Source organism: Bacteroides sp. AF39-16AC (genome assembly GCF_003602735.1).
GTDB classification, from domain to species: Bacteria; Bacteroidota; Bacteroidia; order Bacteroidales; family Bacteroidaceae; genus Bacteroides; species Bacteroides uniformis.
Genome location: NZ_QTLN01000005.1, coordinates 76,180 through 99,828, shown reverse-complemented (window position 1 = coordinate 99,828; position 23,649 = coordinate 76,180). Strand labels below are relative to the sequence as shown.

Sequence of the window (23,649 nt, the reverse complement as noted above, 5' to 3'; positions counted from 1 at the left end):
TAGGGTTTAGAAATCTATTTGCACTCCGAAAGTATAGGTTGAAGTCAGAGGGTATACTTCGGTATCCCAACCTTCGGCATCCGACACTTCAGGTGTGAAGCTGTTGGCCTTGAAGGTAGTGAAGGGGCGGTCGGCCGTCAATGAGAGGCGGAGTCCCGGCATCACGTAGCTGCCTATCTTCAAGTTCTTGAACGAGTAGCCCAGCGTGATGTTCTGGATGCGGAAGTAATCGGAGCTTTCTACGAAATAGGAAGCGTTGTTACTGTCTGATTTGTTCCAGGTTTTGAGAAGAGCCTTGGCCGACGGATGTTCGTTGGTAGAGCCTGCACCCGTCCAGCGGTTCTCATACTGTGCACGGTCAAAGTTATAGTAGTCGGCTGCATAGCGCAGGGCACGCTTACGGTTCCACAGTTCGCCGCCTGCTTGTCCGTAGGTAGTGAGGCTGAAGTCGAAGTTCTTATAAGAGAATCCGGCATTGAAGCCATAAGTAAAGCTGGGCACGTATGAGCCCAACACCTGCTTGTCGTTTCCGTCTATCACATGGTCGCCGTTCACGTCCTCGTAGATGAAGTCGCCGGGTTCCAGTCCGTTGGCCACGGCGATGGGGTCGGCAGCACATTGTTCAGGAGTCTGGTAGATGCCGATGACCTTGTAGCCATAGAATGAGTTCATCGTCTCGCCCACCATATTCACGGTCTTTCCGCCTTTGATGATTTTCATGTTTCCTTTTAGGCTTTTCACTTCGTTATGCAGATAAGAGAGATTGACGCCGATGTTGTAATTGAAGTCCTGGCCAATCTTGTCGTTCCAGTTCAAGGAGAGGTCGATACCGGTATTCAGAATCTGTCCGTTGTTGCCGGCCAGCAGCTCGCCACTCATCGGGAGCTTGGGTGAAATCACGGCGTTGTCAGTCAGACGGTAGTACCAGTCGATGTCGGCGTTCAAGCGGTTCTTCAGTGTACTGAAGTTGACGCCCACGTTGGTTTCGTTCACTACTTCCCAACCCAGCCAGCTGAAGTTGGTGGTGTTGATGAATCCGTCGATGGCGGTATTGGGACCGAATACGGACTGTACGTTCTGTATGCTTGCGAAGCCTGCACTGGCAGCAATCTTGTCGTTACCCAGCTTACCCCAGCTGGCACGCAGCTTCATGTATTCGAAGATATTCTGGTTCTTCATAAACGGTTCTTGGGAGATGACCCATGCGGCACCGATGGAGGGGAAGTAGCCCCATTTGTCGTTGTACTTGGACGAGCCGTCGGCACGGAAGGTGAACATCAACATGTACTTGTCGTTGTAGTTGTAATTCAGTCGGGTGAAATAGGAGAGACCGCGGTATTTCCAGCCGTCGTCTTTCACCGTAGCGCCTTCCTTGTTGCCCAGTGCGATGTATTTCCACACGTCCTCACCTTCGGGCACGTTGGTGGCGGTACCTTCGAGCAGGCGGTATTGCTCTTGACGCATGGATGCACCCAGCATACCGGTAAAGGAGTGTTTGCCCCACTTGTCAGTATAAGTGGCCACGTTGTCCCATATATATTTGTAGTAGTTAGTGTTCTTTTTAGTGAGTTCGGTAACCTCTTTCTTCTGGTTGGTGCCTACATAGTAGGTAGGAGTGAACTCAGAACCGCGAATCATTGAGTAGTCGTAGCTGTAGCTACTGCGTATATTCAGCTTGTCGGGGATGAGGTTGAGCTGTGCATAGAAGTTGGTCAGCACTTGGTAGGTCTCGTTCCGGTTGTCGTAATAGTTGGCAGTGGCTACCGGATTGTTGAAGTTGTTGGTCAAGCCCACCTGCTCGGGTGATGTGTACTTCTTAGGGAATACGGCATCGTCGCGGCGGTCATCATACACCGGGATGATAGACGGTGTGTTGTATGCCTGTTGCCATGCGGCATTCTTGGGAAGCTGCTGCTGCGAGTTGCTGAATACGCCGTTGAAGCCTACTTTCAGCCATTTGCGGGCTTCGTAGTCAAGGGCGGCACGGAAGTTCAAGCGGCGGTAGTAGTTTTCCACGTCCATGATACCGTCTTGTGCCAGATAGCTCATGCCGGCAGAGTAGGTCGCTTTTTCCGTACCACCGGAGATATTCAAGCTGTGATTGGTCATCATGGCTGTGCGCAACAGTTCGTCATACCAGTTGGTATCGGCATTGAATTGCAGGTTTTCCATATTGCCTCCGAATTCGGCTACTGACTTTTCGAAAATCGACCGGTAAGCTTCCGGGTTGGCTTCCAACATCATGGTGGCATACTCGTGAGAGTTACACATCTCCAGCAGGTTGGTGGCTTTCTGAATACCTACATAACCGTTATAGGTAATCTTGGCATCCTGGTTGCGGCTTCCTTTCTTGGTGGTGATGATTACAACACCGTTGGCGGCGCGTACACCGTAGATGGCAGATGCGGATGCGTCTTTCAAGATGGTCATGTCCTGAATGTCGGAATTGTTCAGGAAGTTGATGTTGTCGTAGAACATTCCGTCCACTACATAGAGAGGAGAGGTGTCACCGAAGGAACCCATACCACGGATGGTCACTTTAGGACCTTCGCCCGGCGTTCCCGAATTGATGATGTTAACACCCGGTACCTTTCCCTGCAATGCTGCCATCGGGGAGGAGGTAGGAACATTGATAAGTTCTTTCTCTTTGACAACGTCAATCGGGGCCGTCAGGTCTTTCGCCTTGGCCGAACCGTAACCGATAACAACAACTTCTTCCAGTAGTTGTGCATCTTCACGTAGCTTTACATTAATGACGGATTGTCCCGCAGCGCTTATTTCCTGCGGCAACATGCCCAAATAGTTGAATACGAGAGTTGCGTCTTCGGGGACGCCGTTCAGTACATAGTTACCGTCGAGGTCGGTAGCTGCTCCAATAGTAGAGCCTTTTACTACAACCGTGGCTCCAATAATCGGTTCGTTGTTCTGATCAACAACAGTTCCTTTAACTGTCTTTGTTCCTTGTGCCAAAACTGTCAGTGGCAATGAGAACAAAATCATGAATAGAAGAAATAAAGTTTGCCTTCTCATAAACTAAATTTAAGAGTTAATAATTCTGCCGGCAAAGGAAGTAATTACGGTAAGTAAGGCAAAAAAAAACACTACCACGATAATACGTTTAGGGTAAAAATGGGTACCGTTTTACTACGTTTTCGTGTTACTTGTTTCTAATAATCAGTTTGTTGTGATTGAATGATTTGTAGCCGCTTTATTTCAAGTCGATGAGAAAATCCACTAATCCCGTTCCGTCGGGGATATCCAGTTTCTTGCGCAAACGGTAGCGTGCTGCCTCTACTCCCCGGATAGTGAGGTTGGTCATTTGCGCAATGTCTTTCGTAGAAAGATTCAGGCGCAGCAGCGCACAAAAACGGAGGTCGGTAGCGGTAAGACTGGGATAACGTTCGCGCAAATTACGGAAGAATTTCTCATGAATCAGGTCGAAATTGTTCTGGAATACATCCCAAAATTCCTGTGTCTCGATGTTTTCGTTGATGAGCTTCAGCAGAGATTCGAGGTTCTTGCGTCCATATTGCCCTTTCACCAGGGACTCTTGTACGACAGTACGAAGTTTCTCCAGGACCTCGTTCTTGGCAAATACACCCAGTGCCATGCTGGCAAGGTCTTTACTCTTTGCCGACAACTCGGCTTCCAGCAATTGCTGTTGCTGCAGAGTTATCAGATGCTCCTGCTCGCGCATCTTGATGTTCTGCTGCACCTGCTCTGCCTCATACTCCTTCCGTTTCTTTTCCATGGCACGGTTGGCGCGCCACTTGGAGAAAAAGTAGACAAGCGCTGTGAGAACTATGAGATAGAGCGCAAAGGCATAATAGGAGAGGTAGAAAGGGCGGGCTATGGCAAAATGATATTCCACCTCACCGATTTTCTGTCCCAAATCATTATAGGCTTCTGCCTGGAATGTGTATTCTCCGTAATCCAGGCTACCGTAGCGGATTTCGGGCTCTTTCAGGTCCGATGTCAGCGCCATGCCTTGTCCTCCTTGCAGGACATAATGGAAATGTACGGACAATTTATTGTAATGCGGCAGGCTTACTGAGAACAGCAAATCCCGGTAATTGCTTTCCAGTTCGACATTTCCAGACAGAGGCAGGCGTTTCTCCTTTTTATCGGAAGAGGAAGCAGTGACCGAGCTCAGTGAGAGGGCGGACTCCAGAGTAGGACTGAGGCTGTCTGTGTTTTTGCTGTAACTGGCGATTCCGTTGTTCAGATTAAAATAGACAACGTCATTGTCGACGAACACATTGTTGTAGTTCTCTATGCATGGAGAATCAAACAGTTCGATGAGGATGCGCTGCTTCACGATGTACTCTCCTTCTGCGTACTCTACCAGTACGTACTCATGTGAACCGGACAGCCAGAAGCGGTCGTTCGTGACGGATACCACAGAATGAGCATTCCTGATGTAAGGCAGAATGGCATTCAGCTTTTGGAAGGGGATAATCTGCCGGGTGATGTCGTCATAGGTATAGAAGCCGTTGGGACTGGAAAAGACGATACGTCCTCGCATTTTCATTACTTGGATAGGGCCGATGATATATTCCGAGCCTAAATGGGAGATGTGCCGTACGCTTTTTACAGCCGACAAGTCATCGCTCAAGACTATTTTATAGACTCCCTGATACATGTGTGAAGCCCAGATGACACCGCTTTGGTCCACCTCCAAGTGCATGACCGGTGCAATGAAGCCGTCTATGACATGCGAAAAGGTCCATTGCCCGTTCTTCTTTTTATAGATACGCAAATTGGCGTAGGATGATTCCAACAGTATCTCTTCGCCATAGAGGGTGCACTTTATCAGACACGTACTGCTGTTGGTATTGCTTATGACGGAAACATTCCCTTTTTCGCCTATTAATAAGGTATGGGCATTGTTGCCTGCAAAGAGTTGCCCGTCAATGTCCTTCACATACCAGTTCTGTCCTTCAGTATGGGGAAGCAGGCGCAGATTCTCGGTAACCTGGTGGTATTCGTACAAGCCCTGGTTGGTGGCCAGATAGAAACAGTCGCCCCGGTGGGCTATGTCGTACACCATGCCCAGTTTGGTTTCATGGTTGGCAGGAGTCAGCAGCATGACGGGTGAGTTGTGGTGGATGTATGCGATGCCGTCGTCCAATGCTGCCCATACGTTGTTGTCTTTGTCACAGAACAAGCCCAGGACTGTGTTGTTGTCCAGACGGTTATCCAGATTGAAGTGCCAGAGGCAATGTCCTTTGCGGTCGATGGCGTATATGCCATTCAAGACTGTACCTATCATGAATATGGAATCATTGGTCATGACGGCGCGGTTCACCCGCTGTTTCTTCAGCTCTGCATCAATGTCTGTTTTCCAGGGGGTGATGTCACCGTTGTAGCGGAACAATCCGTTATTCTCTGTGACCATCAGGAAGCTGTCGTCCCCGTCGGGCAGTAATGCCACTACATTGTCATCGTTCACTTGGCTGCGGGGGAAGAGATGAAGGAAATCCTTGCCGTCGAATTCATAGAAGTCCTCATCAATCATCTGTGTGTAGATATGTCCGTTTTGGGTGTAGAAGTAGAGCGGCTGTTGCTGTCTGTTGCGGAAAGCGTGTACCATCTTCCCGTCGTAGGAGAACCAGGCGCTGAACGACTGGAAGTAGATGCGACCGTCCAGCTCTACAATGTTCCATATCTCGTTGTTCTCCATGGGGAAATTTTTCAGGAATTTGCTCAAAGAATGGTATCGGAGAGTGCCTGCCTCCGAATACTTGAAATAGCCGAATTCCTCGAATGCCCCCACATAGATACGGTCTTCTTTCACATACACCGAACGGACAATATGGTTCCCCGGCACTTTGTGGAGAGTCCAGCGATAACCGTCATATACCAGGAGCCCCTGGCTGTTGCCGAAATACATTTCGCCGTTGCTGCCTTGCGCACATGCCCAGTTCTGATAACCGGCTTCATAGTCTTTGGCAAGATAGTTGGTGACGGCGGGCATGAAGGAAGAAGCCCTGGCCTGGATGAAGAGGATGAACAATAGAAGGCACACTACCCAATACTTGAAAAGCATCGGTCTTATCGTATTTTGTTTCATTTTTTCAGGTTAATCGAAGTGTTTCTTGGAAGCAAAGATACAATAAGTATTCTAAATATTGTGTTTTGATGAGATAAAAAAGGTACTTGAAGCGGTTAGGGAGGATGCTTCTTAATGAATATCCTCCCCTCTTAGTTGTTTGTCTTTTGAAATTTATTATAGGGATTGTGCGGATGATAGGACTCGAACCTACACGCCTCACGGCACCAGATCCTAAGTCTGGCGCGGCTGCCAATTACGCCACATCCGCGGAATAATTCCGATTAGCGGGAGCAAAGATAGAAAGAATTTTCGTTTTGGCAAATTGTTTTGTAGATAAAGTCGTTTTAGAAAGTCACTTTCAGTATTTTTCTTGCTTCCTCAATGATGGTGTCCAAGTCATTGTTCTCATCTTCTTTGCTCATATCCACTTTCTTGTCCGGGTCGATGCCGAACTCGATATGCTGTTTTTGGGCATCGAGGTGCGGGCTGGCAGAAAAGCGTACCCCCCATCCGTTGGGCAGTTCCGAAGAGAATGGCAGGCCCGACCCGCCGCCGGTTTTGTCACCAACCAGGGTGACATTGGGAAAACAGCGCATGGAGTTGACAAAATCATTGGTTGCACTATAGGAATGACGGTTGGTCAGGACAATTACCTTTTTTTGCCAGCGGATACTGTTGGAAGGTTCCACATAAATGGGAGTCGGATCTGAAAAATCGCTATGGCCTTTGCCGGTCTTGTGCTGAATATATCCCGTCAGTACTTTTTCATTCGTGAAGCGTTGTGCCATTCGGGTGGCGTTTGTCAGGTTGCCGCCACCATTGTTGCGCACGTCGATAATCAGGCCGTTACAAGCGGAAAGGTATAACAGAATCTCATCCAGGTTGCCGTTTCCGATGCCGCTGGAGAAATCACCGTAATAGATATATCCTATGTTGTCCTCCAATATGGTATATTTGGCGCCTCCAGCAATGCGGTAGTCTCTTCCCAGGTACTTTTCAATGATACTTTCGTTGAAGTTACGAGGATAATCCAGATACCAGTCCCAGTAGCGCGCCATGTTGGAAGAAGAGTACAAGTTGACATGTCCGTCTTTTAACTCGGCAAGCATGTTACCTAATATTTCAAATAGACCGTCGTAACTCATTCCCGGGGTAATGAGTGGCTGGTACTTGTCATGGATGGCATCCCAGTCTATTTGCTTGTAGTCCAGGAAGCAGTACTGTTCGTCTATTATTTTCCACAAGGCTTCGAAATTGCCTTGTGGGGTATTGTCGAACTCTTCCTCACGAATACATCCGTTCAATAGGGGCAATAACGTGAGTAGGATACTCCAAATTATTAAAATATATCTTCTTTTCATGCACATTATCCTTATCATCTTATCGTTTATCACCTTGTCACTTTTTACTTTCTCTTGTTAGGAAACAGATAGAGTTCCTTTACGAACCCCACCATGAATACGTGCGAGTAAGTATGTGTCTTTATTTCATTTACTTTGGACTGTTGTGCGTCCCATATGTAAGCGAAACGCATCCGGGCACGTCCCACCGGAAAGTCTGCGGTCAGCATTTGTCTCAGAGAGGGCTGGTTGTGCAGGGAGGTGAAGTTCACTACTCCGTCCCAATGTCCTAACGTAAATATCTCGTAGTAGGACTGTCCATAGTTGGGCATGAACATGATACCTGCCAAGGGAAGATTTACCTGATAGCGTAGTGTGATGGGACGGTTCTTGATGCGCAAGTCCCAAATAGCCATTCCCGATGCGGCAAGGTTGATATAGGCACGTGCTTGGGCGGGGTTGTTTCCGTTGCGCAGATTATAGACAAAGCCACCGTTGAAGTCGCCGACTCCTCCGGCAAGCAGTTTGAAATTGCCCGTGATTGGAAAATTATAATGCAGGCCGTAGTTCCAGTTGGCCAGTCCGGAGAATGTATTGTTATTGTCTACTTTGTTGTGTGTATATCCCAAGTCTGCCTGGAAGAAAGTTTGCAGAGACACGTTGCCGTCCATCAACCGTGTCATCCGCATGCTTTCGCGGGAGATACGGAAATCGATTCCCTTATACTCCTGAGGTGAAAGATAAGTGTCGAACACGTTGGTGAAGCCGACACCATACATGGTGGCACGGGTGATAATACGGTTACGGTTGGTGGAGTCAGCCCGTAGCTTCCGGTCGATGCTGCATTGTGCTTCTTGTGCTTTCAGTCCGACACTTCCCAAGAGCAGTCCGCATAGGATTATTATCTTGTATATGTACATATTAAATTATCAATTACAAATTAGTAATCGTTAGCCACTAATACTTCATTTCCGTCCTTCATCAAAAGAGTTTCATCTGTCCTGTCATCTCGTCCAGTATGTCCCCTTCGCTTTTACCGTGGTCGGGGTCCAGAATTTCCGGTTCTTCATCCGTTTCCTGCTCTTCGGTTTTCTGCGAGGGTTCCGGTTGACGGGTAGGCTCCAGCTCGTTGATGGTTTCTATAGTATAGGTGGTCAGGCGCTTACCTTTTGCTTTGAAGCCTTTCACGGCGATGAATTCGTCGGCTTCCACCACCATCGGCTCTCGGAAATTGTCGTGGCCGCCAAACACCACCTCTAAACGCGGGTAGCACTCGTCTGTCAGCAGAATGAGGCTGCTGTTCTTGTTTTCTCCCAAGTAGTTTTGCTTGCGGGCGGTTGCCTCGAAGCAGAAACGCTTGATGTAAGGATAGTTCTGCTGGTCGGCATCGTAGAGTACGGCGGTCCATACTTTGTTCGGATCGTATTTCTCCAATACGCGTATGCCATCGTCATAGTGATTGTTCAAGTCGAAGTTGGTGGCATAGAACTCTCCGCTGTTCTGTACGACAAGGATGGTGTCTTCGCTCTGGAATTCTCCGAGATATTCTCCGCGCCCGTCGTAGTTGAGACGTAGCACATCACGGTCGAACCAGACTTTCCGTCCACCCAGCGTGGAGCCTCCACGTTGTTTCAAGGCTATCTTGTGTACGGGGAGTTTCGTGAGTATATTTCCCATGGCCTGCCGTCCCTTGATATTGATGTTGCTGAAATCCTCCTCGAAGATAATACGGCGTACACGGGGATTGGGTTTCAGGGTTACCTTGATGATTTCAGCTTCTCCATTGGGATTGGCGGTGAAGTAGGTGATACGGGAGTCGGGAGTACCTTGCGTCACATCGTATTCGCGGTCACGCACCACGGAAGTGACGGCAAAACGCTTGATATAGCTTGTCCCCTCCTTGCCGTCACGGTAGCAGACATTGTAGATGGTACGTTTGTCGTTCTTCTTAAAAATGTTGGCATAAAGTATATTCTTGCCCACGAACTTCTTGTCGGCCACCGGTGTGATGATATATTTTCCATCGCGGAAGAAGATAATCACGTCATCTATGGGCGAGCAGTTGCCTATGAATTCGTCTTTCTTCAATCCAGTTCCGATGAAACCCTCTTCGCGGTTGATGTACAGCTTTTCGTTGGCTTCGATGACTTTGGTTGCTTCGATGGTGTCGAAGTTACGCAGTTCCGTGCGGCGGGGGAAGGCTTTGCCGTACTTGTCCTTCAACATACGGAACCAGTCGACGGTATATTCCACGATGTTTGCCAGATGGCAGTCTATCTCCTCTATGTCCTTTCGCATGCGTGCTATCAGTTCCTCTGCCTTGTCGGAGTTGAATTTGAGGATACGTGCCATCTTTATCTCCATCAGCCGGAGGATGTCTTCCTTGGTCACTTCGCGGATAAAAGTCGGGTAGTAGGGAGTCAGGCGCTCATCGATATGTTCGCAGGCGGCATCCATGTTTTTGGCTTGTTCAAACTCCTTATCCTTGTAAATACGTTCTTCAATGAATATCTTTTCGAGTGAAGCGAAATGCAGGCTTTCCAGTATCTCTCCCTTACGGATTTCCAGTTCCTGGCGTAGCAGTGCCAATGTGTTGTCGACTGATTTGCGCAATACATCACTCACGGTGAGGAAGTGGGGCTTTTGGTCGTCGATGACACAGCAGTTGGGAGAGATGCTCACTTCACAGTCGGTGAAGGCATAGAGGGCATCGATGGTCTTGTCGGATGATACACCCGGGGCTAGATGCACTAATATTTCCACACTGCCGGATGTTAGGTCCTCTACCTTACGTATCTTGATTTTTCCTTTTTCGCTGGCCTTTACGATGGAGTCGCATACACTGGCCACCGTTTTCCCGTAAGGAATTTCCTTAATGGCAAGTGTCTTGTTGTCTATCTTTTCTATTTTGGAGCGCACGCGTATCGCACCGCCACGTTCACCGTCGTTGTATTTGGATACATCGATACTGCCTCCCGTCTGGAAGTCGGGGTACAGCTTGAATTCTTCGTTGTGCAGATAGCTGATGGAAGCATCGCACAGCTCATTGAAGTTATGTGGTAATATTTTGGATGACAGGCCTACGGCAATACCTTCCACACCTTGTGCAAGCAGCAGTGGGAATTTTACCGGTAGTGTAACCGGTTCTTTGTTTCGCCCGTCATAAGAGAGTTTCCATTCGGTGGTCTTGGGGTTGAATACCACGTCCAGTGCGAACTTGGAGAGACGTGCTTCGATATAACGGGGGGCAGCGGCGCTGTCACCCGTCAGAATGTTACCCCAGTTTCCCTGGCAATCCACGAGCAAGTCCTTTTGTCCCAGTTGTACCAGAGCATCGCCGATAGAAGCATCACCGTGCGGATGGAACTGCATGGTATGTCCTACGATGTTCGCCACCTTGTTGTAGCGCCCGTCTTCCATGCGGCGCATGGAGTGGAGGATACGCCGCTGTACGGGTTTCAGACCATCCATGATATGGGGTACGGCACGTTCCAATATAACGTATGAGGCGTAGTCCAGAAACCAATTCTGGTACATGCCGCTCAGTTGGTGCTTTATATTGGCATCCTTTGCGTCCGCAGGTTTGTAATCCGAGTGTTCTTCGCTCCCGGCCGGGAGTTCCTTGTCCAAATCATCTTTCGGTGCTTCAAAATCTTCGCTCATATTTGTTCGGGAATTGTCTATTCTATGATATTACTGATTTTTCAGTCGCAGGCAAAAATACAATTTTTGTTCGATAAATGAGAATTTGCGCGGAACTATTGTGCCAAATCCTTCCCATTTTTTAAAACTTCTGCCCGTTAATGGAACCAATCTGTCTCTTTCCCGTTAGCGGAATTATATTGAGGACGTGCTTCCGCCTCTTTGCGGACAGCGATGTTGCTTTTGTCTTTCTTGCCGACAAGTTGGCAAGGTTTTGCCACCACATTGGCAAAGCTTTGCCAAAGGCATGGCAAAACTTTGCCAATATGGTGGCAAAACGCTGGCAAAGTAACTTGCTGGCTTGTTGTGTGTTGGCTCGAATTGTGCAGCGATATCATCACAAGGGTGAAGAGATACTGGGCAGATTCTGCCGACGGATTCATTATTTTGTGAATTTCCATTCGTCAAATAAGAACTTTCCGTTCCCGAATACGAAGTAAATGTCGTGTTTGCCTTTTATCCGTTTGTCCAACGGCTTTGTCAATGTTTGCCACGTATCGGTATCAAAGGTCAAGGTGGATAGGAGCGGACCGTCTGGACTGTCCATGTGTATTTCGATGGAGCCTTTCCCTTTTATCTTCATCTGTATGGCTTGAGGTGATTGCGGGAATTCCGCACCGCGGACACAGATGGCCTGTCCGCTCTTGTTTCCTACGGCAGACATGTTGCCTGTCTGTCCGGTCGGTTCAAAGGCAACGCCGCGTGTGGCGGCTGTGGTCTCGGCCTGTTGCTGCGCAAACGGGTCGAGAGGCTTGATTTGTGAAACGCCCTTGGCTGTGGCTGTGCCCATGTGGATAGTGAGGTCCTTTTCGTCCACCTCTATTTCTTCCACGCAGATACTGCGGACACCCACTTTGAGGTCGCGGCTGTCCTGCAAGCCCAGTGAGTGGTAGAAGAGATAGTACTTCCCTTGAAATTTTACCAGATGTGTATGGTTGTTGCTGTCGGACATGCCATAGTCGCCGGGATTTTTGAAGTAGTTGTCCCGATAGGTCCAGCTGTCTGTCTCAAGTGGCGTGCGACTCGTCATGTAGCTCATGCAGCACCGGCTCGGCTTGTCTATATCCTTGTGGGGCCATGCATCCCGGTTCTTCCAGTTGGTGTTGTAGGTGTAAATCCAAGTGCCGTTCAGATAGTTCAGTTCGTTTGCTTCAAAGTGGTATGGCGCTTTTATTTCAACTATTTCGCTGTCCAGCGTCTTCATGTCATTTGCCAGCCGCACGATGCGTGCGTCTCCGGGAATGTAGTCGTCGCTGTCGCCCCCGCCAAAGGAGAGCCAGCCGATGCCCTTGTCGTCGATGACTACTCCCGGATCGAAGGGAGCTTTACACTTGCCGAGTCCTGGAGTATTGCCGTCTACCACGCATTTGCCCAATGGGTCTGTCCAGGGCCCCACGGGGGAAGTGGCGGTCAGCATACCTACACCGGAACCGCTGTTGGAGTAGTACAGATAGAAGTGGGTTTTGCCGTCGGCCTCCTTGCGCGAAGCGATGGAAGGTGCCCACGAAGCCATTCCCCAGGGAGCCAGAGCCTTTACATTGATTACTCCGTGATAAGTCCAGTTCACCATGTCGTCAGAAGAGACCATCGTCAGCGAATGGATGTGCTGATAGGTGTTTTTCCCGTTACGGCCCACTACATCATATTGCTGGTGGTCGTTAGTACCGTACACATAAATGCGGCCGTCGTGCACCACTGCTGTGGGGTCGGCCATGTATTGGAAGTCGAGAAGGGGATTGGCATTGCCGGTAGAGAACTTGGGCGAGAATTCAAAAGATTCTTCCAAAGCGCTGTCTGTAGAAACCGGAATGTTTTCAGAAGAGGCAATGCTGTCTGCCCGGAAGGGGGCTAAGGGGATGCCTTCCGTTGAAAAAAGGTTGCCTTGAGCAGCGTCACTGAAGCAGTAGCGAATGGAAACCGGGCTTTCGATTCCTTTTACCGGGACAATCAGCTTTCCCCCGTCTATCCTGGCCCGGGCCTCTTGCCATTCCTGGCCGGCTGCGGCCATCATCAGCCCCTCTATCCTTTTCCCGTGTACGGCCAGTCCGTTCTTTATGTCTTTGAAAGAGATTGTCACATGGTTGCCTTTGCGGCAGGCGCTTTCAAAGACCGGGCTTTTATAGGGGCCTGCATATATATGGTATGTATCGTCCAGTGCAAGATTGGCGAGACGTTTGCCTACGCTTCTTTTGTCACGTGGATGGATGTCCTGCACATTGTCCACCAAATCTGACACGGTAATCATCTTGACCTTGTCCAGCATTTCGGGCAACATGGCCTGCTGCTCGCGTAGCAGTGCCGGTCCGTTGTCTTTGGAGTGGTATTGGAAGGGGGCTATCTGGACCAGATAGAATGGGAATTCCTTGTTAAATCCGGTACGCCACGAGCCTATCAGCCGCTGCATCACCCGGGCGTAGGAGCTGGCACGGCCTTGGTTGGCTTCTCCCTGATACCAGATGCATCCGGCAATGCCGTAGGGCATCACGGGATAAATCATGCTGTTGTACAACGTGCCTGTTTCAGCCGGAAACCAAGGATTGGATTCATACGGATAGTCGCACAAGACCGGGTCGCTCATTACGCATTCGCGGGGCGTCCATGTCTCGGCGGTGGTTCCGCCCCATGCGGCTACGATGATTCCTACCGGCACGTCCAGCTCTTCCTGGATGTTGCGGCCGAAGAAGTAGGCCAGGGCACTCGTGCTGCGCATCGTTTCGGGCGTGCACTGTGTCCATTGCGAGAAACAGTTTTCTTGAGGGAACGGGGCGGCTATTCTGGCCACGTGAAAAATTCGGAGATTGGGACAATGGGCATTTGCCGTTTCCTCGTCTCCGTTCTTTATGCCGTGGTTGGCGCTCCATTCCATATTGGATTGTCCGCTGCACAGCCAAACTTCGCCTAGCATGACATCGGTCAAGGTTACTTCTGACGAGCCGCTGAAACGAATCTCATAAGGTCCGCCGGCTTCGCCGGAAGGTACACGGGCTGACCATTTCCCCGTATTATTGACTTGGGTTTTGATTATTTCTCCTTTCATCCATTCGGGGGCGATGGAAATTGTTTCTCCCGGAATACCCCATCCCCAGAAAGTAAGTTCTGAGTTACGTTGTAGCACCATATGGTTGGAAAATATGGCAGGGAGTTGTATCGCTGCTTGCAATTTCAGGATGCCGAGCAGCATAAATAAACTTAAAAGGGTAAGATAATGATGGTATTTTTTCATACGAGTATTTATTTCCATAATGCAAATTAATAGCTGTTTTTAGAAACCATTACATTTTAACCGTTACTTTTTTCCCATTATAAGCCACTGCCTTTTTTGCGCCATCAGCAGTTACTATGTTGAATTTCCGTTCTTTCAACATACCGGAAAACTCTCCTTTCCGATTTTCAATAGTGAGCATGCGAGTACGGTCATTCCATTTCATCGTAATGGTGCTGTACATTCCTTTTTCATAATTGTAGTTGTCATTCTCGTCTTCGTAAAGTGTGAATTCGCCGTTACAACCGGGATACACTTTTATCTCCAAGTTGTCCCATGATTTTTCGGTGCTATACTGCACTTCGGGACCTATTGGCAGGATGGAACCTGCTTTCACATAAAGTGGTAAAATGTCAATAGGGGTATCTTTCACGATATATTGTCCGCCGGAGTGTTTCTGATTGGTCCAAAAATCATACCATTCCGTATTTTTAGGCAGATATATTCGTATAGACTTAACGGTACTGAAATCTTCTACACGGATGGTGTCCGAAACTGTTTGGGTATACATGGGTTGGGTTACAGGGCATACCAATAGGGATTTGCCAAACATATACTGATTGTGGATGTTCCACACGTTGCGATCGTGGGCAAAATCCATTGCCAAGGCACGCATGAAGCTGGACTGATTGGCAGTTACCTCCCAGGCAGTTGTGTAGATGTATGGTAACAAACTGTAGCGTAACCGAATGTATTTCTCAATCGCATCGTATATTGGCTCGCCTTTTTTGCCGAATTGATAGATTTCTCTGGGAGCACCTTCCCCATGTGACCGCATCATGGGACAGAATGTACCGAACTGTATCCAACGGGCATAAAGCTCGCGATAATCCGGGTCATCCAGCATCAAGGGATATTGCCATAGGAAGAATCCGCCGATATCGCTGTTCCAATGGGGAATGCCACATAGTGAGAAGTTTAATCCCGCAGGTATTTGCTTCTCCAAAACTTCCCATGATGCTGTGATATCTCCTGTCCATGTATTGGCACCATAACGTTGCTGGCCGGCAAAGGCTGAGCGGGTAAGGATAAATACGCGTTTATCTGAAGTTACGGCACGCTGGTGGTCGTACACTCCACCTACACTCATTAAAGGGTAGGCATTGCGTACTTTACGGAATGACCCCAAATAGGTGGGCGTGTCAAAATCTTCAGGAATGGGGTGAAAATGGTCGGGTTCGGTAGAGTCCATCCACCAGCCGTCTATACCCACAGAACGTAGGTTCTCGTTCAGGTACTTCCAATAGATGTCGCGTGCTTGCGGATGGTAGGCATCGTACACGCGGGCACCGGATGGATAGTCCATATTGGGAGGCCACTTCTCGGAACCGGATTCGGGCCATGTGCGGAAGTTGAAGAGCATGTTCCCTTTGTCTAACTCGCGATAGGGTTTGGTATGTGGTCCGAAAGCTGACCAAATGGAGATAATAATGTGGGCGTTCATTCCGTGTATGTCTTCCATCATTTTTTGGGGGTCGGAGAATTCTTCGTTCAAAAAATCCATTGCGTTCCACAGGTAGTTGCTTCCCCAGTATCTCCAATCCTGGATAATTCCATCGAGGGGCACACCCAGTTCGCGGTATTTTTGCACTACGCCAACAATCTCTTTTTGGCTTTTGTAGCGTTCACGGCTTTGCCAGAATCCATATGTCCATAATGGAAACATGGGCACTTGTCCTGTGAGGTAGCGCATCTGGGCAACTACTCCATCGGCATTTTCGCCGTACATGAAATAGTAGTCAATGCAGTCGCCGACTTCAGAAAGGAAGGATGTCTCTTCTTGATTGTCTTTGAAGATGGTTGGCGAATAGTTGTCCCAAAAGAGACCGTAGCCTTTGACGGACTGGAAGAAGGGAATCACATCTTCAAGATTGTCTTGGATAAGGCGTTTGGTCTGGTTACGTTGCGACATTTTGCCGTTTTGCAATTGTCCCAATCCATAAATAGCTTCGTCTTTCTCTAAGGTGAACGATTGATAAACGCTGAAGGTTTTTGTGCCGGCATCGTTGAAATCATCAAAACGTGCACCTTTATTTTGTTCTTGCAACAGCGATTTTCCATCGGAAGAGGCAAAAGTTATTTGTCCGGTCTCTTCGTTGAGATGGACTGTAAGCTGATGGCTTTTGATAGTCAATATGCCCCCTTTCGAAGAGACGGATAGTTTTACTTTTTCCGGTTGCCCGATGACCGACAAGCTTTCTTTGGTATACTTCCAGCCGTCAGGCGATTTTAAGATTCTCACTGTGACAGGAGAGAAGAAGCTAATATCTATATTTATACCTTGCACAGTGCTTTTTATGCCTTGTGAGGTGCGTTGGTAGGTTTGTGCTCTGCCTTGTTCTGCTATGAAAAATGTCAGCATCAGCAGGACAAATAATCTTAAAAAAAATCCCTTTTTCATACAATATCAGCAGTTTAACGGTTAGTGATTTTCAGTACCAAAGAAATAGGATTGGGTGTCTTGTCTTTGGGAAGGTCAATAAGCAAGCCTTTGGAAGTTCTTCTGAACTTTGCCTTTCCGCCTCCTAATAATTCTACCTTTTCGATTTCTCCTTTGCAGTAGGGACTGCCGGTAGCCAGTGATTTTATCTGTATTTTTCCGTCTGAGGGCCATTTCATGATATGGGCATACAAGTATTTCCCTTTTTTCACAAACCGGATGTCGGCAGAAGTGTAGGGTGCGTTCTTGCCTTCGTTGAATCCTGCTCCGTCCAAAGGTATTGCTGTTTCTGTGGAGGGACCTTCACCATAAATACACCAGGGACGTGTGTCGAATATTCCTTCTCCGTTCACCTCCATCCAGGCGGCTATGTCTTCCAGAATTTTTTCTTCCTTGTCGTCGATGGTGCCGTTTCCTTTCATTGGTACGCTTAGTAATAGGTTGCCATTTTTACTGACGATGTCAATGAGCATGTGGATGACGGTCCCGGCTGATTTATACCAGTTGTCTTCGTAAGCAGAGCGGTTATAGTGCCAAGTACCGAGGCAACTACAGGTTTGCCACGCCTTGTCCTGGCATTCCGATGGAACCCCTTTTTCTACATCCCATACGATGGCCTCTTTATGTTTAGCTTCCAGCTTCTTTCCGAAGACTACAGCATTGAGATTGCCCTTGTGAAGCTTCATGTTCTGGTTATAGTAGTGCGACACGACTTTCAGCCCCGTATCGTTGATGGGCCAGAAGGGGAGTACGCTGTCGTCGAAATAGACCAGGTCGGGATGATATTTGTTTATCATGTCCACTGTGCGGTCGAAGAAGTTGTCGTAGTAGCTCTGTGGGGGGACAGAGGTTCCTTCGGGCCAGTCCCATGCAGCCCAAGCATGTCCGCTCAGGGCATGATTCTGTACGTATAGCTCTTGCGGGTCGTAGCCTTCCCACCATTTTCCCTTGCCGTCTTCCTTAGTCACTACGCGGGCATCGTAGGAGATTCCTGCGTATGGGCCTTTCTTGTCGGCTCCTTGTGCAGTTTCATACCATGTCCAAGCATGGGAGGAGTGGATGCTGACACCGAAGGGAAGTTTGTTTTTGCGGGCCGCTTTCTCCCATTCGCCCAGTACGTTTCGCTTGGGGCCCATGTTGACGGAGTTCCATGATTGGTATTTACTGTCCCACAAGTCCATGTTGTCGTGATGGTTGCCCATAGCAAAGAAATATCGGGCACCGGTTTTCTTGAAAAGGGCTACCAGCCTCTCCGGATTCCATTTTTCGGCTTTCCATTCGTTGATTACATCCTTGAAGCCGAATTCCGAAGGATGTCCGTAATGCTCCAAGTGCCACTTGTAGGCAGCACCGCCCTCTTCGTACATGCCACGACCGTACCAGTCGCCGGCTTCGGGTTGGCATTGCGGACCCCAGTGTGCCCATATGCCGAATTTGGCGTTGCGGAACCATTCGGGCACTTCGTATTGGGACAATGACTCCCAGGTAGGTGAGAACTTGCCCGGTTCTGCTTTCTCTTGTTGTGCCAATGCACTGCCCCCTTGCAGGATGCAGGCGGATAGGAGAATTGTTTTAAAGATGTTTCTTTTCATACCTTTATTGTTGTTTACAAAATGTTTATTCCCTTTTTGAATGCATTGATGAACGGATTATTCTGTTTTGTCCATATACTCCATGATAAACCCATACCGGTAGGAGCGATTGCCGTCAATGGTGTATGGCTTCATGGTCTGTGCGCCCCATCCGTCGTTTCCACCTACTCCGTGTATGTTGGAGTCGATATTCAGGTTGATGAAGTCGCGTTCGGGCAGTTCGTGCGCATGCTCTTTCCCTTCCAGGTCTTCTTCCCCGTAGGGCCATATACGGAAACATAGGGGTTGCAAGCCTTTGACTTGTATTTTCCATCGCTCACTGTCTCCCAGCATGAACCAGCGTGTATCGCACCGGTTGGCATTGTCTTGCGGTACGATGTAGTTCGTGATAAATTCGTGTATGCCACACTCGTAGACTCCCAGGAAAGCGGCGCTCTTGCGGTCGGGATAGTTCTCGAACTTGCCGCGTCCGTACCAGGCTATCCGGTTCAGCGCCGAGGGCATTCTCATGCGCATACCGAATTTGGGCATCAGCGGAATATCTTCCTTTTCAGGCTGATAGGTTGCTTCTACTTGTATGCGGCCTTTGCCGTCCACAGTGTAGCGGAGATGGTAACCGGCTCCTATCCGGGGGAGGGAGAGACTGGCATCCACTATCACCATACCATCGTTTACGGTTGCTTGGTATGCCTTTACGATACGTTTTTGCTCTGCATTTTTCCAAGCGCTCAAACGTTCATTGTAGCCGTTGCGGACCTGAATGTCATTTGCCGGTTTCCAAAAATAGGGTTCCAAGGCACTGTGCAACAACTCTTCTCCCTTGACTCGCCAACTCACCAAAGCACCGGTACCTTTTTCTATGGTGAACAAGGCATCGGCGGCTATAATTTCCACCGCTTCGGGTGTCTCCTTAAACGTGGCCTTCCCGCCGTCATCCTTCAATTGTGGGAATTCATAGTCATGATACGTAAGTTGTTCCTTGGCAACTTTGAAGCCCTTCTCTGCCCACGTCGTGGATTCCTTCAACGTGGCATATACATTGAGGCAAAGTTCCCCACACTTATCCGGTCTTGAAGGTACCTCCAGCAGATTCCCTTCGGACAAGTGGAGGTCGCCGTTGCGTACAGCCTTTCCGTTGCATATCCACTCATAGCTGTAATCGAATTCATCCAAATCGGAAAACGCATACCCGTTGGTCAATTTGATTTGCTGTGTTCCCTTCTTTTCAAACTTGATGTATTGATATACTTTTTGTACTTCATAGTAATGGGGGTGAGGCACCCGGTCGGGAGATACCAGCCCGTTAATGCCGGTGGGACCGTCGTTGGGATAGTCCCCGAAATCTCCTCCATACGCCCAGAATTCATCGGGCAGTAATGGGAGTGACGAGGGGCTCTCGCCGAAACTTAACGGTGCACCGTTAAGCTTTTTAGGAATGCCTTGGTCTACCCAGCACCAAATGGCAGCTCCGATAATACTTTCGTCCTTTTCAATCACATCCCAATACTCCTTGAGGTTGCCGATGGAATTTCCCATGGCGTAGGCATACTCTCTCATGAATACGGGGCGGTCGGTTATTTTCTCGCCAAGTTCCTTCAAAGCGTCGGGATGCAGATAAGCTTCGTCATAGACATCGGATACGGTGCGGTCTGTATCGTCGTATATCGGTCTGGTGGGGTCTAAGGCACGGATTGTGTCTGCCATAGCTCGCAAATTGGCACCGCTTCCACCCTCGTTGCCCAATGACCAGAATAGGATGCACGGATGGTTCTTGTCCCTTTCCACCACGGCTACTGCCCGGTCCACATGGGCCAGTGTCCATTGAGGGTTGTCTCCTAATACTTTGTTCCCCAAACCGTAGGCATGACTTTCGTGGTTCGCTTCGTCCATTACGTAGATTCCATACTTGTCACATAGCTCGTACAGCAATGGCAGATGTGGATAGTGGGACGTGCGTATCATGTTGATGTTGGCTTGTTTAATCAGCCGGATATCTCTCTCCATCGTCCGGCTGTCGACAAAGAATCCCATACGGGGATGGAAGTCGTGACGGTTCACTCCTTTCAGCTTGACGGCTTTCCCGTTGACTTTGAAGACGTCTCCCGCGATTTCTATTTTCCGTATGCCCCAATGGTATTCGAACGATTCCAAAAGTTCATTCTTCCTGCGAAGCTTGATGTGGATGTCATATAGATGCGGTTTTTCGGCAGACCATAGTTGAGGCTCCCGGAGCATTTCGGACAGTGTGACGCTCGTTTCAGAAAAGGCCTGAATAGTACCTACGGGAGCCACCATTTTTTTGTCGAGTTTATTTCCTCTGTTGTCTTTCCCCACCAGGTTTATTTCTACGGTCAGGTCTTTTACTTTGCGGTCGGTCTGGTTTCTTATCCAAATTTCGGTTCCGAATGTAGCTGAACGCATGTCGTCCGACAAGTCGCTGCTGAACCTATAGTCCCGGATATTTGTCCGGGGACGTACCCATAGCTCTACCGGCCTGAGTATTCCACTAAGCCGCCACATGTCCTGGTCTTCCAGATAACTGCCGTCCGACCACCGATACACTTCCACTGCCAGACGATTGGCTCCGTTCTTCACAAATTCGGTTATGTCAAACTCGGCAGGCGACATCGAATTCTGGCTGTAGCCTACCCGCTCTCCGTTTACCCAGACATACATGGCCGATTTTACTCCTTCAAAGTGAAGGTATAGGCACTTGTCTTTCATATCGGGCGTCACTTCGAACGTGGTGACATAAGAGCCTGTGGGATTTCTGTGCCCGTAACTGTAATATTCGGCGGGAGGCTCGCTTGTCACTCTGGGTGCATCCTTCTGGAAGGGATAGTTTACGTTGGAATAGATAGGTTTCCCATAACCTTGCAATTGCCATGCTCCCGGCACTGTGATGGTATCCCATGTGTCGGTATTGAAATCATTCTTGTAGAAGTCGGCCGGGCGCTTTCCCGGGTCGGCAGACCATTGGAATCGCCACTTGCCGTTCAGGGATATGATTTCTTTGCAATCGACTTTTTGCGAAGGCAATGTCAGTGTGGCATGATACGGCTCTTTGTTGATGCCGACTACAATAGGATTCTCCCAGTCCGGAGCTTCTTGGGCGCCGGCATATAGGGCACTTAGCAATAGAAAGGCAAATATCTTTTTTCTCATTTTTTCTCATGTTTTCTGATGGTCAATAAACTTCCATGATGAGAACTCCCCAGGGGGGCAATGTTACATGGTCTCCTTCTTTTACAGTCTTGCCGGAAATCAGCTCTTTGGATGTCGGATAGTTATGAGTGATTTCTTTACTCTCGCTGCTGTAATTGAAGAAGTAACGGATGGCTTTTCCGGCTTTGTTTATTCCCGAACGCTGTATGATGGGGAACACGTCGCTCTCTGAAGAGATGATACCGGCATGGATGGCTGCCTTTCGCACGATGGCATTCAGCAATTCCTGCGAAGGGTAGGCTCCTATGTAGGTCAGTTTGCCTTTGCCATACTTGTTTTCGGTGACAACGGGCCATTTGCCGAAGAACGGATGCTCTGCATAAGCCAACGGGGTGGCTGTCTCGGGAATCAGGAATTCATACCAGTCGCTTATCTGGTTCTTTCCCTCTAATTGAAAGGGGTTATCCTTTAATGATAAGTCACCGATAGTGGAGAATTCCTGGTAATGGAAGCCGCAGGCTTTGCGTAGCGGCCCGGGAGCCAAGGTGGCCCGAACTGCGGAGTGCTCATTGCAGTAACCGCTTTTGTGCATCATTACCACGTGTCCGCCGGACTGTACGAATTCATCAATGGCTAATAGCAATTGGTCGGTAGCCACATACAAAGGGGGAATGACAAGCATGTCATATCCGCTGAAATCGGTTGTCTTGTCACAAGGGATGATGTCCGTTTCTATGTTTTGGAAATAGAGGGCTTTATGCACCATATCAATGGGATAATTGCTCTTGTAAGTGTAGGGCATGAAGCCGAGAGCATGATAAGAATCATGACTGTAGAGGATAGCTACCCGGTTTTTCTTTTTCAAGTTCACGATGTGGCTGCCTATTCTTTCCAACTCTTTGGCGGTGGTGGTGAATTCCTTGTATATGCGGTTGGGCTGGAGGTCATGGCCCAGCACGCCTCGCCAGTATGTCTCCTGCCCGTAGTGCAGGGTAGACCAGTGCCAGTATTCCACCATATTGGCTCCGGAAGCATAATGTGCGTACACATTCTGCCGCAACTGGTTGTCGTAGGGAGGAAACTGGGTGCGGGCATCCCAGCCGATGCCTTGTGCGTTGGTTTCCATGACGATGTAATTGTTGTCGGCCACGGTGCGCACGAAGTCACCGGCATAAGCGATGCGCTGGCCGTCTTGTTTATCCTGTACATCGTGATAGACATTGATGGCAGGATATTGCATCTGCCTGAAACTTTCCACTTGGTCTATATTATGGAAGTCGGGCATAAAGCAGTGGGTGACAAATTGGTCTTTACGCTTGTATTCATTTACAAGGTCGCACTGCCAATTCAGAAAATCGGCCACTTCCTTCCGGTTATAGCGTTCCCATTCATTCTTGTACGAGGGGCTTGTCACTCCATCGCGCGGATAGAACTCTTCCCAGGTGTTGATGTTCATTCCCCAGTAGTTCATTCCCCATTCCTTGGCAAGCAGATTCAGGTCATTGTTGAATTTCTGTTTGATGTAGTTCCTGAATCCGAAGAAATAGTCTCTGTTGTTTACTCCGCGCGCTTCTGTTTCGTTGTCCACTTGATACCCGATGACTGCCGGATGCTGTGCATATCTTTCCAGCATCTTGCGGATAATCCGTTCGCAATAGAATTGGTAGGTCGGGTTTGTAAAATCCATGTTCTGTCTGATTCCATAATAGGCTTTGTTTCCTTTGGCGTGTTCTGCCAGCACTTCCGGGTGTTTGTATGCCAGCCATGCAGGAATGGAATAGGTGGGAGTTCCCAAGATGACTTTGATTCCTGCTGCATGCATCTTGTCCAGAATGCGGTCCATCCATTCAAATTCAAAATTTCCTTCTTGCGGCTCAAATACTCCCCAGGCAGATTCTCCAACGCGCACTACTGTCAGGCCGGCTCTTTTCATCAGCCGGATATCTTCATCCAGTCGCTCATAGGGCATATATTCATGATAGTAGGCTGCACCATAAAGCACGTTGTCGAATGAATACTGCGCTTTTATTTGTAAAGCGCTTAAAAACAACACTAATAGAATAAAGTAATTTTTGTTTTTCATAATCTTACCA

11 protein-coding genes and 1 tRNA gene are annotated in these 23,649 nt (G+C 48.7%); all 12 read right to left on the bottom strand.

Features of this window, described 5'->3' with window-relative positions; all coding sequences use genetic code 11:
* Positions 1-6 precede the first annotated feature (6 nt).
* Positions 7-3,030 carry a TonB-dependent receptor gene (locus DW039_RS06945; RefSeq protein WP_057256302.1) on the bottom strand — a complete coding sequence of 1,008 codons (3,024 nt, stop codon included), beginning with the start codon at positions 3,028-3,030 and terminating at the stop codon, positions 7-9.
* A 178-nt stretch (positions 3,031-3,208) separates the two neighbouring features.
* Positions 3,209-6,073 carry a hypothetical protein gene (locus tag DW039_RS06940; RefSeq protein WP_005830320.1) on the bottom strand — a complete coding sequence of 955 codons (2,865 nt, stop codon included), beginning with the start codon at positions 6,071-6,073 and terminating at the stop codon, positions 3,209-3,211.
* A gap of 168 nt (positions 6,074-6,241) precedes the next feature.
* Positions 6,242-6,323 (bottom strand) — tRNA-Leu (locus tag DW039_RS06935).
* 76 nt (positions 6,324-6,399) lie between these two features.
* On the bottom strand, positions 6,400-7,416 hold the full coding sequence (locus tag DW039_RS06930) for a S41 family peptidase (protein WP_085931088.1): 1,017 nt from the start codon (positions 7,414-7,416) through the stop codon (positions 6,400-6,402).
* Between the two features lie 44 nt (positions 7,417-7,460).
* Positions 7,461-8,315, bottom strand: a complete 855-nt coding sequence (locus DW039_RS06925; protein ID WP_005830316.1) for a DUF3316 domain-containing protein — start codon at positions 8,313-8,315, stop codon at positions 7,461-7,463.
* A gap of 61 nt (positions 8,316-8,376) precedes the next feature.
* A complete protein-coding gene (locus tag DW039_RS06920) occupies positions 8,377-11,058 on the bottom strand; it encodes a DNA gyrase/topoisomerase IV subunit A (RefSeq protein WP_009037727.1) in 2,682 nt (893 codons plus the stop codon).
* Between the two features lie 137 nt (positions 11,059-11,195).
* Positions 11,196-11,321, bottom strand: a complete 126-nt coding sequence (locus tag DW039_RS21420) for a hypothetical protein (RefSeq protein ID WP_255342453.1) — start codon at positions 11,319-11,321, stop codon at positions 11,196-11,198.
* A gap of 158 nt (positions 11,322-11,479) precedes the next feature.
* The gene (locus DW039_RS06910) at positions 11,480-14,320 is read right to left on the bottom strand and encodes a family 43 glycosylhydrolase (RefSeq protein WP_229031904.1); all 2,841 of its coding nucleotides are present in this window, start codon (positions 14,318-14,320) and stop codon (positions 11,480-11,482) included.
* Positions 14,321-14,369: 49 nt separating this feature from the next.
* Positions 14,370-16,760 carry a TIM-barrel domain-containing protein gene (locus tag DW039_RS06905; RefSeq protein WP_057256301.1) on the bottom strand — a complete coding sequence of 797 codons (2,391 nt, stop codon included), beginning with the start codon at positions 16,758-16,760 and terminating at the stop codon, positions 14,370-14,372.
* Positions 16,761-16,774: 14 nt separating this feature from the next.
* Complete coding sequence (locus DW039_RS06900) at positions 16,775-18,391, bottom strand: alpha-L-fucosidase (protein WP_057256300.1); 1,617 nt, start codon at positions 18,389-18,391, stop codon at positions 16,775-16,777.
* A 57-nt stretch (positions 18,392-18,448) separates the two neighbouring features.
* Positions 18,449-21,556 carry a glycoside hydrolase family 2 TIM barrel-domain containing protein gene (locus DW039_RS06895; RefSeq protein WP_057256299.1) on the bottom strand — a complete coding sequence of 1,036 codons (3,108 nt, stop codon included), beginning with the start codon at positions 21,554-21,556 and terminating at the stop codon, positions 18,449-18,451.
* Between the two features lie 22 nt (positions 21,557-21,578).
* Positions 21,579-23,639, bottom strand: coding sequence for a beta-galactosidase (locus DW039_RS06890; RefSeq protein WP_005830295.1), 2,061 nt, complete (start codon positions 23,637-23,639; stop codon positions 21,579-21,581).
* Between the last annotated feature and the right edge of the window lie 10 nt (positions 23,640-23,649).

Bases quoted from the DNA above. Each gene is read 5' to 3' on its own strand.
- DW039_RS06940 (WP_005830320.1), bottom strand. From the start codon at position 6,073: ATGAAACAAAATACGATAAGACCGATGCTTTTCAAGTATTGGGTAGTG.
- DW039_RS06925 (WP_005830316.1), bottom strand. From the start codon at position 8,315: ATGTACATATACAAGATAATAATCCTATGCGGACTGCTCTTGGGAAGT.
- DW039_RS06905 (WP_057256301.1), bottom strand. From the start codon at position 16,760: ATGAAAAAGGGATTTTTTTTAAGATTATTTGTCCTGCTGATGCTGACA.
- DW039_RS06945 (WP_057256302.1), bottom strand. From the start codon at position 3,030: ATGAGAAGGCAAACTTTATTTCTTCTATTCATGATTTTGTTCTCATTG.
- DW039_RS06920 (WP_009037727.1), bottom strand. From the start codon at position 11,058: ATGAGCGAAGATTTTGAAGCACCGAAAGATGATTTGGACAAGGAACTC.
- DW039_RS06910 (WP_229031904.1), bottom strand. From the start codon at position 14,320: ATGAAAAAATACCATCATTATCTTACCCTTTTAAGTTTATTTATGCTG.
- DW039_RS06890 (WP_005830295.1), bottom strand. From the start codon at position 23,639: ATGAAAAACAAAAATTACTTTATTCTATTAGTGTTGTTTTTAAGCGCT.
- DW039_RS06900 (WP_057256300.1), bottom strand. From the start codon at position 18,391: ATGAAAAGAAACATCTTTAAAACAATTCTCCTATCCGCCTGCATCCTG.
- DW039_RS06930 (WP_085931088.1), bottom strand. From the start codon at position 7,416: ATGAAAAGAAGATATATTTTAATAATTTGGAGTATCCTACTCACGTTA.
- DW039_RS06895 (WP_057256299.1), bottom strand. From the start codon at position 21,556: ATGAGAAAAAAGATATTTGCCTTTCTATTGCTAAGTGCCCTATATGCC.